We start from the raw sequence: 14,968 nt of genomic DNA on the forward strand, positions 1-14,968 counted from the left end.
TCCGCGACGCGCGGTACCGCCGCGCCGTCAGATGGAGTCGGCGTGGCGGTGCACGACCCGCCACTCGCCGCGCTCGCGACGATAGACCTGCGTGGCGCGCAGCGTGAAGGTGCGCGGCGTACCGTCCATCGACGCCGAGATGCGCTCGTAGCCCACGGTGTAGGCCATGTCGCCCCGCACGTCGAACGAGATCAGCTCGAGCGAGTAATCGGTGCAGTGCGAGAAGCTCGAGGCGAGCACCTCGAAGGCCTCGACCAGGTCGTCGCGGCTCGTGGCGTTGCGCCACGCGCCGAGCACGCTCACGGGCTCCTCGCGCGTCCAGATCGCCCGTCTCGGGCGGTCGTCGCCGTCGAATTGGGCTCGTTCGGCCGGCACGAGCGCGGCGTCCACCCAGGCCAGGAAATCCTCACGCTCAGTCATGGGTTCAGCATGCCCGCACCGGCGCGGCAGCGCGAGCGGAACGCGCGGATCCGTGGCATCCCCATCGATGCCGCCCGCAAAACATCGTCATCTTCGCCCTCCGCAACCGCACGTCGCTCCTGCGAGACCGTCTCAACGACCACTTCGGCCGCATGGCGGTCTCGGCGATCACCATCGCCGAACTGCACTACGGCATCGACCCCTCCAGTGCCCCCGCACGCAATCGCCGGGCGACCGAGGAGTTCCTGGCCCTCGTCGACGTGCAACCGCTGACGGCCGCCGGGGCCGAACACGCCGGCGAGATCCGTGCGATGCTCGCGGCGGCGGGCCGGCCGATCGGCGCCTACGACGTGCTCATCGCCGGGCACGCCCGCGCGGCCGGGATGACCGTCGTCACGAACAACGTGCGGGCATTCGAGCGCGTGCCCGGCCTGCTCATCGAGGACTGGAGCGAACCGCCGACCTGACCCCCGCGCTAGCCTCGACACCATGGGCGGCACCGACCCGAAGCGTGCGTTCCGCGTCGATCGCGTCAGCGATCGCCTGCACTTCGTGCACACCGAGCACGTGAACTGGGTCGTGTACTCGGGGCCCGACGGCGTCACCCTGATCGACTCCGGGTACGCCGGTCAACGCGACCTGCTCGCCGCCTCGCTCGACGCGATCGGATGCCGCCCCGACGACGTGTCGGCGGTGCTCGTCACCCACGGGCACGCCGACCACCTCGGCGGCGCGGTCTGGCTCGCCGAGCGATTCGGCACGCCCGTGCACGCCCACGCGACCGAGGTGCCGAACGTGCAGCGCACCCTCGTGCAGCAGGCCGGCCCCGTCGATGTGCTGCGCAACGCGTGGCGCCCGGGCGTAGTGCCGTGGGTCACGGCGATCCTGCCGTTGCTCGAGGGTCGCCCGCATCCGGCCGTTGCGACCGTGGCGCCGCTGCCCGAGCGCGGCGGCCGGGTCGATGTGCCGGGGATGCCGCGGGCCATCCACGTCGGTGGACACACGACGGGGCATACCGCGTTCTCGTTCGAGGAGGAGGGGGTGCTCGTCGTCGGTGACGCGTTCGTGACCCGGCACCGCACCTCGCCGCTGGCCGGGCCGCACCTCCTGCCGTCGATGTTCCACCACGACCTGGCCAGGGCGCGGGACTCGCTCGTGCGCCTGCGGAACACCCCGGCACGGGTGGTGCTCCCCGGTCACGGCGAGGCGTGGATCGGTCCGGCGGATGCGGCCGTCGACGTGGCATCGGAGACCGGCGCGCCCTGGTGACCTCCGCCGAGGGGCAGCCGGTCAGGCGGGCGTGGCCTGGCGCGTGGGCCGCACTCCCCGATCAGCGCGGGCTGGGCTGCGACGCGCCGAGTCGCTCGAGCACCTGCAACGCCGCGCCCGTACCGTCGTCGTGCGACATCCGCTGTGCTGCGGACGTCACGGCGGCCTCGTAGGCGGGCGCCTCCTCGAACGCCGCAGCCACGCGCGCCGCGGTGAGGCGCCGCTGCGGGATCGCGGCCGGCCCGAGCCCCTGCCGGTGCAGCAGTGCACCCCAGAACGGCTGGTCGGCGATGAACGGCACGATCACCGACACCGTGCCCGCCGCCACCGCGGCCTGCACGGTGCCGATGCCGCCGTGGTGCACGGCCGCGACGGCGTGCGGCAACACGGCGGCGTGATCGACGGACCGGGTGACGAGCACGTCGTCGCCGCGGAGGTCGTCGGGCACCGCGATGCCGCCGAGTCCGGTTGCGACGAGGAGCCGGATGCCGCGAGCCCGCGCCGCCTCGACGAGGGCGCGTCCGCGCGCGGCCGGGTCGCCCGCCGCCATCGAGCCGAATCCGGCGTACGCGAACGGGCCGGCGTGCACGAACGCGTCGACGGCCTGGTCGGGAGCCGGGGGAGTGGCCGAGGCATCCGTCGGCCCCGAGGCATCCGTCGGCCCCGAGGCATCCGTCACCGGCGCGCGCCACGCGCCCGTGAGCACCACCGACTCGGGCCAGTCGTGCGGGCGCGACAGGATCGCGGGGCTGATCGGCAGCAGGGTGGCCGCCGGCGCCGACGAACGGCGCGGCCGCGTCACGCCCATCACCTCGGCCGCCTCGCCGACCTCGCGACCGAACATCGCCCCCGCGGCCGACGCCGCGCGATACGTGAGCGGGTTCAGCGGGCCCAGGCTGCGCGTCACCGTGCCGGCCGCGGGGAATTCGCGCGTCGGCGTCGTGGCCGGCACCATCTCGGCGAGCACGTGCGGAATGCCGAGCGCGTCGGCGATCAGCGGCACCGACAGCACCTTGGGGTGCCACACGATCACGTCGGGCCGGAACTCGAGCGCCGCGTGCGCCGCGCCCACGATCACGCCGCGCATCACCGGCCGCACCGCATCGCGCAGGTTGCGCATCGCCGCGAGCGGCGACACTCCCTGCGATTCGATCAGCGCCGAGAAGTCGACGCCGAGGCTGCGCACGTCGATGCCGGTCAGGTCGACGCCCGATCGGTCGGGTGCGGCCAGGCGTACGTCATGACCGGATGCCGCGGCCCGACGTGCCAGCGCCGCGAACGGTTCGACGTCGCCGCGTGAGCCGGCGGTGGCGATCAGGATTCTCATCGCGCCTCCTCGGTGGCGAGCCCGGCGGCGGCGAGGAGCCGGTCGTCGGTGGCGAGTCCGTGCGTGTAGAGCTCGGCGAGCGGCGCGGCGATGCGCTGCAGCGCCGCCTCGGAGTCGCCGCCGGCCCACGTCGTGAGCGGCCCGAGCATGAGGAACGGCGCGACGCCGAGCATCACGAGCGCGGCGGCCTGCGCCTCGGGGTCGCGAGCGGGCCGGAGCCACCCGGACGCCGATCCGTCGGCGATCGTGGCGCGCGCCACCTCGAGGAGCCGTTCGAACAGGGCGTCGGATGCCGCGCCGCCGTCGCCGAGCATGCGTGCGAGGTAGGGGCCGAAGGTGCCGAGCACCTCGCCGAGCACGTCGGACGGCGTGCCCGGGGCATCCTGCTTCTCGGCGATGAATCGCACGACGCGGGCGTCGCACTCCTCGCGCAGCGCCTGCTTCGTGCCGAAGTGGTGGGTGACGAGCGCGGTGCTCACGCCCGCGTGGGCCGCGATGTCGCGCATCGTGGCGGCCTCGTAGCCGTGCGCGGCGAATCGCTCGAGCGCGCTCGCGACGATGCGTGCGCGCGCGGTGAGGTCGCCGGCTGAGATCGGGACTGTACGCATGTACAGTATTCTGGCAGATCGTACAGGTTCTGTGCAACCGATCGGTCAGGAATCGAGAAGTGCGCGCCGGCACGCGTGCATAGCGTCGGAGGCATGAACACCACCGACACCATCACCCTCAGCTCCATCGACTTCATCACGCTCGAGGTGGCCGACGTCGAGGCGGCCCGCCGCTTCTACGTCGACGCCTTCGGGATCACGTCCCAGCTGCGATTCAGGGCAGCGGATGCCGCGACCAGCGGCTTCCGCGGGTTCACGCTCTCGCTCATCGTGTCGCAGCCGTCCACCGTCCAGTCGCTGTTCGACTCCGCGGTCGCCGCCGGCGCGACGGTGCTGAAGCCGGTCGACAAGTCCATGTGGGGCACCGGCTGCAGCGTGCAGGCACCCGACGGGGCGATCTGGAAGATCGCGACCTCGGCGAAGAAGGACACCGCCCCGCCCACGCGGGAGATCGACTCGATCGTGCTCCTCCTCGGCGCCGAGGACGTCGGCGCGAGCAAGCGCTTCTACGTCGACCGCGGGCTCTCCGTCGGCAAGAGCTTCGGCAGCTACGTCGACTTCGCCATGCCCTCGAGCCCGATCGGCCTGGGCCTCTACAAGCGCCGTGCCCTCGCCAAGGACGCCGGCGTCGCGCCCGAGGGCAGCGGGTCGCACCGGATCCAGGTGAACGGCGACGGCGGGTCGTTCACCGACCCCGACGGTTTCGTGTGGGGATGACCTGCGGCATCCCTGCGGCCGTTCGAGGCGTCCGTGACTCGGGCTGGGGCGATGCGGCCAGCGGCTGACCGCTCCCTGTCGTAACGTACGGGCATGGGCACCTCAGCGAGCGAGAAGTACGACGTCAAGCGCGACCGGCGCGAGCTGTACGGGGCATCCGCTCGGGACTTCGCGATCGTGGATGTGCCGCCGATGCGGTACCTCGCGGTCGACGGGCGCGGCGACCCCAACACGGCGGCCGAGTACGCCGACGCCATCTCGGCGCTGTACGCCGTCGGGTACGCCGTGAAGTTCCGCAGCAAGCGCGAGCTGGGTCGCGACTTCGTGGTCGGCCCGCTCGAGGGACTCTGGCGGGCCGACGACCCCGAGACGTTCGTGACCCGCGAGAAGGATGCCTGGAGCTGGACCATGCTCATCGTCCAGCCCGACTGGGTCGACGAGGCGATCGTCGCCGACGCCGTCGCCGCCGCGCGCGCGAAGGGCGACCGGCCTGCGCTCGATCGGGTGCGGCTGCGGGAGCTGCACGAGGGGCGGTCCGCGCAGATCCTGCACATCGGCTCGTACGACGACGAGGCGCCGACGCTGGCGAGGCTCCACCACGAGTGGATGCCGCAGCACGGCCTCACCTTCGGCGGCGATCACCACGAGATCTACCTGAGCGACGCCCGCCGCACCGCGCCCGGGAAGCTCCGCACGATCCTGCGGCAGCCGGTTCGGCCGGTGTGAGCGGAGGCGCGTGGGAGGATCGCCGCATGAGCGGCACCGATCCGGCATCCGCACCCGACGCCGGGGTCGTGCCCGCGTGCGTCGTGGTCGACGTCGCCAACGTGGTGGGCTCCCGGCCCGACGGCTGGTGGCGGAATCGCGCCGGGGCGGCGACCCGGCTCTTGGGGGGCCTGGCCGGGTTGCGCGGGCGGGAGGCATCCGTCGACGCCGAGCGCGTGCGCATCGTGCGGATCGTGGCGGTGCTGGAGGGCGCCGCGAAGGCGGCGACCGCACCCGAGGGCGTGACCGTGGTGCGTGCCCCGCATGACGGCGACAGCACGATCGTGTCGACCGCGCACGGGCATCTCGATTCCGGCGAGCGGGTGGTCGTCGTCACCGCCGACCGTGGGCTGCGCGCTCGGCTCGCCGGTGGGGTGCTCGTGACCGGTCCGGGCTGGCTCAACGACCTCCTCGGCCGGTAGGAGCGTGGCCGGGTCCGGCGTCCGCCGGAGCCGAGCCGGCCTGACGTCAGCGTCAGGGAGTTGTTGCCGCTACGGAGAACTGGCCCCACCGCCGTCGCGGCGCGAGTAAGGTCCGAGTGAACGCGGGGCGCGCATCAAGGGGGCAACGAGATGAGACCACTTCGATACTCGATCAATGTCACGCTCGACGGCTGCTGCCATCACGAGGCTGGGCTCCCGCCGGACGAGGAGTCGATGCGCTATTGGACCGCTGAGTTGGAGCGAGCCGATGCCCTGCTCTTCGGCCGGGTGACCTACGAGATGATGGAGTCGGCGTGGCGGAAGCCGGCCACGGGCACGTGGCCCGACTGGATGGATGAGTGGCAGGTCCCGTTCGCCGAGACCATCGACCGGGCGAAGAAGTACGTCGTGTCGAGCACGCTGAGCGGCGTCGATTGGAATGCCGAGCTGGTGCGAGGCGACGTGGGGCCGGCGGTTCAGCGACTCAAGGAGGAGTCGGGCGAGGGCCTGTGGGTGGGTGGCGTGACGCTCCCCCTGGCGCTGGCAGATCTGGGACTGATCGACGAGTACGAGTTCCTTGTGCAGCCGGTCCTTGCCGGACACGGGCCGACGCTGCTCGCCGGTCTGCGCGAGCGCATCCAGCTCGATCTCGTGGACCGCCATGAGTTCCGGTCGGGGGCGGTCGCCCTGGGATACCGGCCCACGCCAGTCACGACGTGACGTGATTCGTCCTGGCACGCCGGCCGTGTCCGCGCCGGCCGTGACCTGCGCCGGCCTGCCTCGCCCACCCCGCTTCCGAGCTGTCAGCCCATCCCCAGCCGCGCGGAGTGACCCGCGGGTACCGTCGGAGTCATGGTCCCGTCGACCCCGAGTGCGACCCCGAGTGCACGCGCGACCGCGCGCGCGACACCGCGGGCGACTCCGCGCTTCCGCGTGCGCGGCCGCTCGACGCAGCCCGACGAGGAGCTGCCCGTCTGGACGCGAAAGCTCGCCGAGGGCGACGACGCCGGGTTCTTCGGCCCGGGCAGCGCCGTATGGGCGGTGAACGGCGCCCTGCCGACGCTCGTCGCGGGCATCCGTGCGCTGCTCCTGCAGACGCTGCATCCGGGCGCGATGGCGGGTGTGCACGATCATTCGCGCTACCGCGACGACCCGCTCGGGCGCCTCGACGGCACCATCCGCTGGGTCGCGACGACCACGTTCGGAGATCGTCGTCAGGCGACCGAGGCATCCGCGTTCGTGAGTCGCCTGCACGAACGGGTGCGGGGCACGTACACGGATGCCGCGGGCGCGACGCGTGCCTACTCGGCCGGCGACCAGGAGTTGCTGCGCTGGGTGCACGATGCGTTCACCGAGGCCTTCCTCGGTGCCCACGAACGGTGGGGGCGTCCGATCCCCGGCGGACCCGACGCCTACGTGCGCGAGTGGGCGCAGGCCGGGCGGCTCATGGGAGTCGTGGATCCGCCGACCAGCGTGGCCGCCCTGCATGCCGAGCTGGCGGAGTTCGTGCGCGACGCGAAGGTCGACGATCGAGTCCGTGCGGCGGTGCGATTCATCCGCCGTCCCGGGCTGCCAGGGCTCACCGGGTGGCTCTACCCGATCCTGTTCGGCGGCGCGGTGGCCTCGCTCGCGCCCGAGTACCGGCGCCTGCTCGGGTTGCGTCGCCCGTGGTGGCCGGCGGTCACGCTCACGCGGATCGTGCTCGCCGTGGGGGAGCGGGTGCTCGGTCGGATGTCGCCGAGCGAGCGTCATGCCCGCATGCGCATCGAGCGGCTCGAGGCCGCCGCGACGACGTCGGGGCGCTGACGGCTGCACGTGCGCGTCCGACGGTCGATGACACCTCGTGACATCCGATACGATCCGCTGGTGCGCATACTCCGTCGTGTGGTCGTCATCGTCGCCGTCCTCGTGTTGCTGGTCATCGCCGCGTTCACCGGTGCCTACCTGTGGCAGCAGCCGATCATCCTCACCGCCACGGGGTACGCGGCGCACAATGCGTGCGCCGTCACCGAAGTCGCCGGCCGCGACGACCCGGAATCCGACCTGCCGCCGAATCCGCTCGTGCCGTACCTGGAGGTCGCCGGACAGGGCGATCCCAGTGTCGGTTCCCTGCTCGGCGCGCTCGCGCGGCAGCGGGCGTGGTACACCGAGGGCTACGGCTGCACGCTCGCGACGGATCGCCCCGACTTCGGGGAGGCCACGCCGATCGAGAACGGCGCCAATCCCTTCGCGAATGCCCCGGCGCCGACGGCGGCGCCCGACGTCGAGGCGGCGATCGGGCGTGCCTTCGGCGACGATCTCTCCGACGCGGATGCCGCGGCGCTCGGCACGCGTGCCGTGGTGGTCGTGAAGGACGGCGAACTCGTCGCCGAGCGCTACGCCGAGGGGTTCGACGCCGACACCCGCCAGCTCGGCTGGTCGATGTCGAAGAGCGTCGCCGCCCTCCTGACCGGCGTGCTCGTGGAGCAGGGTGTCGTCGCGCTGGACGACGACCACCTCCGGCCGGAGTGGACCGACGACCGTGCCGACATCACCGTCGAGGACCTGCTGCGCATGACGAGCGGTCTCGAGTGGGACGAGACCTACGATCTCGGCACGCCGATCACGCGCATGCTGTACCTCGAGCCCGACATGGGCGGGTACGTCGCGAGTCTGCCGCTCGTACACGAGCCCGGTACCGTGCAGCAGTACTCGAGCGGCAGCACCAACGTGCTCTGCTCGGTGCTCGCCGAGCGGTCGGGCCTGGGTGCGGACCTGCCCCGGCAGGCGTTGCTCGCGCCGCTCGGCCTCAGCTCGGCGAACTTCGAACCGGATGCCGCGGGCACGCCGGTCTGCTCGTCGTACCTCTGGGCGACCCCGCGCGACTGGGCCGCGATCGGGCAGTTCGCCCTGCAGAACGGGGAGTGGAACGGCGAACAGCTGTTGCCCGAGGACTGGATGGCGCAGAGCCTGACGGTGCGCGACGTCGACGAGACCGACGACCCCGGCGCCGGAATGGCCTGGCGCGTCAATCCGCTGCCCGACGGCGAGCTGCGCTGGCCCGAGCTGCCCGAGGACACGTTCTACGCGGCCGGCCACGACGGCCAGAAGGTGCTGATCGTGCCGTCGGAAGGCCTCGTGGTCGTCCGCATGGGGTTCACGCCCGAGGTCGATGCAGACCCGTCGATCGTGCAGCTCGTCGACGAGGTCATCGCCGCGCTCGACTGATGCGTTGGCGTCCCGTTCGGCTAGGCGTGCTCGACCGCGCACTGGAGTCGCCGCCTCCACCGCTCTGAGTGGCGGCGCAGCGATGTTCCCTCCCGGGATCTCGGTGCCGTGGTGCCGCAGTGATGAAGTTGCGAAGTGCCGAGGTGCCGAGGTGCCGAGGTGCCGAGGTGCCGAGGTGCCGAGGTGCCGAGGTGCCGAGGTGCCGAGGTGCCGAGGTGCCGAGGTGCCGTGGTGCCGTGGTGCCGTGGCGCCGAAGTGCTGAAGTTGCGAAGTGCCGAAGTGGCGAAGTGCCGAAGTGCCGAAGTGGCGAAGTGGCGAAGTGCCGGAGTGCCGAAGTGCCGAAGTGCCGAAGTGCCGCAGTGCCGTAGTGGCGAAGTGGCGAAGTGGCGAAGTGCCGAGGTGCCGAGGTGCCGCGGTGCCGTGGCGCCGAAGTGCTGAAGTTGCGAAGTGCCGAAGTGGCGAAGTGCCGAAGTGCCGAAGTGGCGAAGTGGCGAAGTGCCGAAGTGCCGAAGTGCCGAAGTGCCGAAGTGGCGAAGTGGCGAAGTGGCGAAGTGCCGAGGTGCCGAGGTGCCGAGGTGCCGAGGTGCCGAGGTGCCGAGGTGCCGAGGTGCCGAGGTGCCGAGGTGCCGCGACGTCACGAAACTGAAACATCGTTCGGCCCAGAATGGTCGGGTGACGACCGCGACCGACATCCAGCTGGGCAACCTCGCCGACGAGCGGGTCATCCGCCTGCTCACCGACCACCTGAACGACATGTTCGCGACGTCGCCCGCCGAGAGCGTGCACGCGCTCGACGTGTCGGGGCTGTCGGTGCCCGAGGTCACGTTCTGGACCATCGGCGACGGCGACGCGCTGCACGGCTGCGTCGCCCTGAAGGAACTCGACCCCCAGCACGGCGAACTGAAGTCGATGCGCACGGACGCCGCCGCGCGCGGCCGCGGCCTCGGTGCGCGCCTGCTCGAGCACGTGCTCGCCGAGTCCGCACGCCGCGGGTACCGGCGGGTCAGCCTCGAGACCGGGTCGCAGGACTTCTTCCGTCCCGCCCGTACTCTCTACGCGAAGTACGGATTCCGCGAGTGCGGCCCGTTCGGCGACTACTCGCTCGACCCGAACAGCGTCTTCATGACCCTCGAACTCGAGCCGGCAGCGTCCTCCCGGACCGCGTGACGATCACGAGCGCGCCCGGCCCGCGCGACAGCGGACCGGGCACGCGCACGACGGGAACGCGAACGCCGGGGTCACGTACACCGGGCGTCACCGAGGGCGGCGATCACGCCGCCTCCGCGACCTCCTCGACCTCCTCGACCGGCGACGCGACGACCGGGACGACCCGCCCCGTTTGCGCGGAGACGGGGGAGGGGCCGCGGCGGCGGCCGAGGAACGGCACGATGCCGCCGACGACCGCGAGCACCGCGCCGAGCACGAATGCCGCGACGTAGCCCGACTCGGCCGGCAGGCCCGTCGCCCCGAGAGATGCGCCGATCGCGGCCGCGAACACGGTGGTGCCGATCGCCCCGCCGATGGTGCGGATGTTCGCGTTCATTCCCGTGGCGATGCCCACCTGGTCGGCCGGCACGCTGCGCACGATGAGGTTCGGTGTCGACGAGACGACGAGTCCGGTGCCGAGTCCGAGCGCGGCGGCCGCGACGGCGAGCTGCCAGACCTCGCCGTGGAACAGCGCGATCGAGAGCGACGAGGCCCCCGAGACGAACGCGCCCGTGGTGAGCTGCGCGGCGAACGGCACCACCCGGCTCAGGGGGCCGGCGACGAATCCGACCGACGCCATGACCACGAGCATCGGCAGCATCATGAGGCCCGCGGTGCTCGCGTCGATGCCGAGGCCGTAGCCGCTGCCGACCGGCGTCTCGGCGAGCCTCGGCAGGTAGCCCCACACGCCGAACATCGCGGCGCCGGTCAGCAATGCGGTGACGTTCGTGGTCCACACCGCGGGTAGCCGCATCATCCGCATGTCGACGAGCGGCGCGCGTGAGCGCACCTCCACGATGATCCAGGCGGTGGCGAGCACCACGGACGCCGCGAAGAGGCCGATCACGATCGGCGAACCCCAGCCCCACTGGTTGCCGGCGCTGAGCGGCAGGAGCAGGGCGACCAGCCAACTCGAGAGCAGCACGGCCGCGAGCACGTTGATGCGTCCGGTCGCGCGGGCGGGCGAACGGTCCAGGCTGAGAGAGCCGACCACGAGACCGGTGGCCGCGAGCGCGAACGGCAGCGCGAACAGGCCGCGCCACCCGATGGCGGATGCCACGGGCCCGGCGATCACCGTGCCGAGCCCGCCGCCGACCGCCATGATCGCCGACAACGCGCCGATCGCGCCGGCGATGCGGGCAGCCGGGAACGCGTCGCGGACGAGCCCGAAGCCGAGCGGGAACACGGCTCCGCCGAGTCCCTGCAGCACCCGGGCGATGAGCATCACGGTGAGGTTCGGGGCGAACGCGGCGAGCACGGAACCGAGGGCGACGGCGCCGAGCGCCACGAGGTACATCCGACGTCTGCCGACCAGGTCGCCGGCGCGGCCGAGCAGGGGTGTGGCCACCGCCGCCGAGATGAGCCACGCGGTGAGCATCCAGGTCTGGCCCACGGCGTCGGCGCCGATATCGGCGCCGATGGTGGAGAGCACGGGGATGATGAGCGACTGGAGGCTGGACACCGCGGTGAAGCTCGTGGCCACCGCGATGAAGGTGATGCGTGTGATGGACATCGATCGCCTTTCACGCCGGGATAGACCGGGATAGACTGGAGGGAGTCTCCGATCGGAGGCTGCCTCCGGTTACGTTATCGGAGGGTGCCTCCACTTCGCAAGTGAGGTGTTCTCCGTGACCGACCCCACGCTGAGCGCACTGCTCGAAGCGCGTCGCCCCACGCGCGCCGACGCGCGACGCAACTTCGACGCACTCGTCGAGTCCGGGCGCGAGGCGTTCGCCGAGCATGGCGTCGATGCGTCCCTCGAGGACATCGCCCGGCGCGCGGGCGTCGGCATCGGCACCCTCTACCGCAACTTCCCGACCCGCGACGCCCTCGTCGAGGCGGTGTACCTCGACGAGGTCGCCGGCGTCGCGTCGCTCGCCGACGAGCTCGGCGAACTGCCGCCCTTCGACGCACTGGCCGCCTGGCTGCGCCGGTTCGCCGACTACGCCAGCCGGAAGCGCGTGCTGATCGAGGGGCTGAACCGCGACTCCGAGCTGCTGCAGACCTGCCGCAACCTGATGTTCGAGTCCGGCGAGCCGCTGCTCCGACGCGCACAGGAGAACGGCGAGGTGCGAACCGGCATCGGCATCGACGACGCGGTGCGTCTGGTCGCGGGCGTCGCGAGTGTCGCGTTCCCCACGCCCGGGCAACGCGAGCGGGTCCTCGAGATGGCCCTCGACGGGCTGCGCACCCGCCCGAACCACGGCGGACCGTCGGTGTAACCGGCCGGACCGGTGCGCGCCATCGTCGGCGTGCGACGAGCGCTCAGCCGCGGCGACGGATCTGCAGCGCGCCGCGCCAGCCCGCCTCGAACCCGATGCGCTCCACGTCGACGCGACCGGTGCGCGCGAACTCCGCCCATGCCGCGCGCAGCGGCGTCCCGGCCGCGACGAGCGAGTCGGCGCCGTGCGGCGCCACGAGCGCCGCGCGCGACCAGGCCTGCTCGTTGGGGAACAGCAACGGCACCTCGATCGCATGGGCGGCGCCGAGGCCGCTGCCCTCGGGTCGCGCGTCGAACACGCCCTCGTGCACCGACGCACCGGCGCCGGCCATGAGTCGGGCGAACCGCCGGGCTCCGGAACGATAGACGCCGTTCGTCGTCGCCGCCACGATGACGCGACGCGCGATCGGCCCGATGACGGGACGGCCGAACAGTGCCTGCATCCGCGGCATCTGATCGAGGTAGAACATGGTCTCCTCGGTCGTGCGGGTGACGAGGAGCTCGAGACCGGGGGCGCGCCGGCGCCAGACGTCGACGATCTCCGGCTCGGCGGGCAGGGGTGCGTGACCGTACTGCGTGCAGAACGGCATGCCCGATCGCAGCCCGAACCCGGCGCTCGCCGCCCTCGCGCGGGCCTGCGCCGCGAACAGGTCGTCGATCGGGGCATCCGCGTCGAGGTCGCCGACGGCTCGGAGCATCCGCTCGTGCATGGCGTCGCGTCGCTCGCGGATGCCGAACGGCGCGCTCTGGATGATCGCGCGGGTCACGAGCCCTTCGGTGCCGTCGGCGGCGAGCACGTGCGCGATCGCGTCGGCGCCCGCGGACTGGCCGAACACCGTGACCCGGTCGGGGTCGCCGCCGAATCCGCCGATGCGTTCGCGCACCCAGCGAAGTGCCTCGATGATGTCGAGGAGGCCGAGGTTCGCGCCGCGTCGGGCGCCGTCGCCGACCCAGCCGAGCAGGCCCAGCCGGTACGTCACGGTGACCACGATCACCCGCTGCTCGCGCGCGAGTGCGGACCCATCGGTCCCGGGGATGTCGCCGGCGTTCGACGCGTAGGCGCCGCCGTGGATCCACACCATGACGGGCAGCGGTTCGTCGGCGTCGGCGGGACGGGTGATCGAGACGCGCAGGCAGTCCTCGTCGAACACCGCCCCGTCGAGCGGATCGCCCAGCACCGCCGCGGCGAGGCTCGGAGGCTGCGGGCAGGCGATGGTCGTGAACTGGAGGTCGGCGGACTCGTCGGCGTCGGGCTCGACCGGCTGCGGCGGCGCGAACCGGTCGGCGCGTGCGTAGCGGATGTTGCGGATACGCACGACGCCGTCGGATTCGACGGCGGGGAACGCGCCCCATGGCGTCGCGACGCGAAGGACGGCGGGCTCGTGCTGGGTGAGGTCGGTCACAGGACGATTGTGCACCCGAATGTCGTGCGTCGCCTCGGAGGGGCCCCGAGTCGGGCGATGGTCGATCCCGCCCGTACGCTGGAACCGAGGAGAGGGGCAGGGCATGCGCATCGCGGTTCTCGACGACTACCAGGGCGTCGCACTGGATGCCGCGGACTGGTCGGTGCTCGACGCCGACATCGAGGTCTTCCGGCAGCACCTCGGCGACGCCGACGCGGTCGTCGCGGCGCTCGCGGGGTTCGACGTCGTCGTCGCGATGCGCGAGCGCACGCCGTTCCCGCGCGGCGTGCTCAGCCGGTTGCCCGGGCTCCGGCTGCTCGTGACCACCGGCATGCGCAACGCCTCGATCGACCTCGCCGCGGCGACCGAGCTCGGCATCGTCGTCTGCGGGACGCGCAGCGGTGCCGCACCCACCGTCGAGCTCGCCTGGGCGCTCATCATGGGGCTCGTGCGCGACGTGGCATCCGACGATGCCGTCGTGCGCGCCGGGGGGTGGCAGACCACGGTGCCGGGCGACCTCGAGGGATCGACGCTCGGCGTCGTCGGCCTCGGCCGGCTGGGGCAGCGCGTCGCGACGATCGGCCGGGCCTTCGGCATGGACGTCATCGCGTGGAGCCCCCATCTCACCGAGGAACGCGCCGCGGCCGCCGGCGCGACCGCCGTGACGAAGGCCGAGCTGTTCGAGCGCGCCGACGTCGTCACGATCCACATGGTGCTCGGCGAGGCCACGCGCGGGCTCATCGGCGCCGACGACCTGCGCCGGATGCGACGCACCGCCGTGCTGGTCAACACGTCTCGCGCGCCCATCATCGACCAGTCCGCGCTGCTGCAGGCGGTCGCCGAGCGCTGGATCGCCGGGCTCGGCCTCGACGTCTACGAGACCGAGCCGCTCCCCGCCGACCACTGGATCCGGCACCCCGATGCGGCGGGCGGCACGCGCGTGCTGCGTTCGCCGCACATGGGCTACGTGACGCGTGCGAGCTACCGCACGTTCTACGGCGACGCGGTGGAGGATGTCGCCGCGTTCGCGGCCGGCACCCCGGTGCGGCAGCTCACGGGCTGAGCGCGTCCTACGCCTTCGCGGCGTTGGCCGGGTTCGTGGCGGCGCCGTCGAGCCACAGCATGTCCGACGGATCGCTGTGCGTGCCGTCGGTGCCGACGTGCTTGGTGCCGATCTGCGGGCCCTTGGTGATGACGTGCACGAGGGCCATGGCGTGGCCATGGCCGAGCCCGTACTCCTCCTTGAGCCAGGTGGCGATGGGCGTCGCCTTGGTCGTCTCGTCGAAGCCGCGCTCGTGGGCGAGTTCGACGAACTGCCGCGGGGTGAGTCCGGTCTTCTTCTCGATGTTGTCGAGGTATGCCTGGAATGACATGCGATGGTCCCTTCGGTGGCTTCGGTGATG

General features: G+C 72.2%; 17 protein-coding genes. 11 read left to right on the forward strand and 6 right to left on the reverse strand.

Features of this window, described 5'->3' with window-relative positions; translation table 11 throughout:
• Nucleotides 1–27: 27 nt before the first annotated feature.
• Nucleotides 28–420 carry a nuclear transport factor 2 family protein gene (locus EZM51_RS01070; protein ID WP_136706226.1) on the reverse strand — a complete coding sequence of 131 codons (393 nt, stop codon included), beginning with the start codon at nt 418–420 and terminating at the stop codon, nt 28–30.
• A gap of 89 nt (nt 421–509) precedes the next feature.
• On the opposite strand from EZM51_RS01070, the gene EZM51_RS01075 reads away from it, so the two are divergent.
• Both EZM51_RS01075 and EZM51_RS01080 read left to right on the forward strand, forming a co-directional pair.
• The gene (locus EZM51_RS01075; RefSeq protein WP_282568125.1) at nt 510–887 is read left to right on the forward strand and encodes a PIN domain-containing protein; all 378 of its coding nucleotides are present in this window, start codon (nt 510–512) and stop codon (nt 885–887) included.
• A gap of 22 nt (nt 888–909) precedes the next feature.
• Complete coding sequence (locus tag EZM51_RS01080) at nt 910–1,689, forward strand: MBL fold metallo-hydrolase (protein WP_136706230.1); 780 nt, start codon at nt 910–912, stop codon at nt 1,687–1,689.
• A 61-nt stretch (nt 1,690–1,750) separates the two neighbouring features.
• On the opposite strand, the gene EZM51_RS01085 is transcribed toward EZM51_RS01080, so the two are convergent.
• Both EZM51_RS01085 and EZM51_RS01090 read right to left on the reverse strand, forming a co-directional pair.
• Nucleotides 1,751–3,016 carry a glycosyltransferase gene (locus tag EZM51_RS01085; protein ID WP_136706232.1) on the reverse strand — a complete coding sequence of 422 codons (1,266 nt, stop codon included), beginning with the start codon at nt 3,014–3,016 and terminating at the stop codon, nt 1,751–1,753.
• On the reverse strand, nt 3,013–3,624 hold the full coding sequence (locus tag EZM51_RS01090) for a TetR family transcriptional regulator (RefSeq protein WP_136706234.1): 612 nt from the start codon (nt 3,622–3,624) through the stop codon (nt 3,013–3,015). The genes EZM51_RS01085 and EZM51_RS01090 overlap by 4 nt, the downstream gene beginning before the upstream one ends.
• 93 nt (nt 3,625–3,717) lie before the next feature.
• On the opposite strand from EZM51_RS01090, the gene EZM51_RS01095 reads away from it, so the two are divergent.
• From EZM51_RS01095 to EZM51_RS01140, 7 genes are all read left to right on the forward strand, one after another.
• Nucleotides 3,718–4,341 (forward strand): glyoxalase, encoded by a 624-nt coding sequence (locus tag EZM51_RS01095; RefSeq protein WP_136706236.1) that lies wholly within the window; start codon nt 3,718–3,720, stop codon nt 4,339–4,341.
• Between the two features lie 93 nt (nt 4,342–4,434).
• Complete coding sequence (locus tag EZM51_RS01100) at nt 4,435–5,067, forward strand: GyrI-like domain-containing protein (protein WP_136706238.1); 633 nt, start codon at nt 4,435–4,437, stop codon at nt 5,065–5,067.
• Nucleotides 5,068–5,093: 26 nt separating this feature from the next.
• A complete protein-coding gene (locus EZM51_RS01105) occupies nt 5,094–5,528 on the forward strand; it encodes a hypothetical protein (protein ID WP_136706239.1) in 435 nt (144 codons plus the stop codon).
• Between the two features lie 150 nt (nt 5,529–5,678).
• Nucleotides 5,679–6,248, forward strand: a complete 570-nt coding sequence (locus EZM51_RS01110; RefSeq protein WP_136706241.1) for a dihydrofolate reductase family protein — start codon at nt 5,679–5,681, stop codon at nt 6,246–6,248.
• A 132-nt stretch (nt 6,249–6,380) separates the two neighbouring features.
• Nucleotides 6,381–7,334, forward strand: coding sequence for an oxygenase MpaB family protein (locus EZM51_RS01115; RefSeq protein ID WP_136706243.1), 954 nt, complete (start codon nt 6,381–6,383; stop codon nt 7,332–7,334).
• Nucleotides 7,335–7,394: 60 nt separating this feature from the next.
• Nucleotides 7,395–8,735: a serine hydrolase gene (locus tag EZM51_RS01120; RefSeq protein WP_248305397.1), complete on the forward strand. Its 1,341-nt coding sequence runs from the start codon at nt 7,395–7,397 to the stop codon at nt 8,733–8,735.
• 672 nt (nt 8,736–9,407) lie between these two features.
• Nucleotides 9,408–9,902, forward strand: a complete 495-nt coding sequence (locus EZM51_RS01140) for a GNAT family N-acetyltransferase (RefSeq protein WP_248305398.1) — start codon at nt 9,408–9,410, stop codon at nt 9,900–9,902.
• 103 nt (nt 9,903–10,005) lie between these two features.
• On the opposite strand, the gene EZM51_RS01145 is transcribed toward EZM51_RS01140, so the two are convergent.
• Nucleotides 10,006–11,454 carry an MFS transporter gene (locus EZM51_RS01145; RefSeq protein WP_136706247.1) on the reverse strand — a complete coding sequence of 483 codons (1,449 nt, stop codon included), beginning with the start codon at nt 11,452–11,454 and terminating at the stop codon, nt 10,006–10,008.
• Nucleotides 11,455–11,569: 115 nt separating this feature from the next.
• Here EZM51_RS01145 and EZM51_RS01150 point away from each other — a divergent pair, with 115 nt between their 5' ends.
• Nucleotides 11,570–12,163, forward strand: a complete 594-nt coding sequence (locus tag EZM51_RS01150; protein WP_211195774.1) for a TetR/AcrR family transcriptional regulator — start codon at nt 11,570–11,572, stop codon at nt 12,161–12,163.
• A 43-nt stretch (nt 12,164–12,206) separates the two neighbouring features.
• Here the strand turns inward: EZM51_RS01150 and EZM51_RS01155 are convergent, their stop codons facing one another.
• The gene (locus EZM51_RS01155; protein ID WP_248305399.1) at nt 12,207–13,565 is read right to left on the reverse strand and encodes a carboxylesterase family protein; all 1,359 of its coding nucleotides are present in this window, start codon (nt 13,563–13,565) and stop codon (nt 12,207–12,209) included.
• Nucleotides 13,566–13,668: 103 nt separating this feature from the next.
• On the opposite strand from EZM51_RS01155, the gene EZM51_RS01160 reads away from it, so the two are divergent.
• Nucleotides 13,669–14,628: a D-2-hydroxyacid dehydrogenase family protein gene (locus EZM51_RS01160; RefSeq protein WP_136706249.1), complete on the forward strand. Its 960-nt coding sequence runs from the start codon at nt 13,669–13,671 to the stop codon at nt 14,626–14,628.
• A gap of 7 nt (nt 14,629–14,635) precedes the next feature.
• Here EZM51_RS01160 and EZM51_RS01165 read toward each other — a convergent pair whose 3' ends face one another.
• Entirely contained in the window at nt 14,636–14,938 is a 303-nt protein-coding gene (locus EZM51_RS01165) for a DUF4287 domain-containing protein (RefSeq protein ID WP_136706250.1), read from the reverse strand.
• Between the last annotated feature and the right edge of the window lie 30 nt (nt 14,939–14,968).

It is taken from the genome of Agromyces sp. H66 (genome assembly GCF_004959775.1).
Taxonomy (GTDB): Bacteria; Actinomycetota; Actinomycetes; order Actinomycetales; family Microbacteriaceae; genus Agromyces.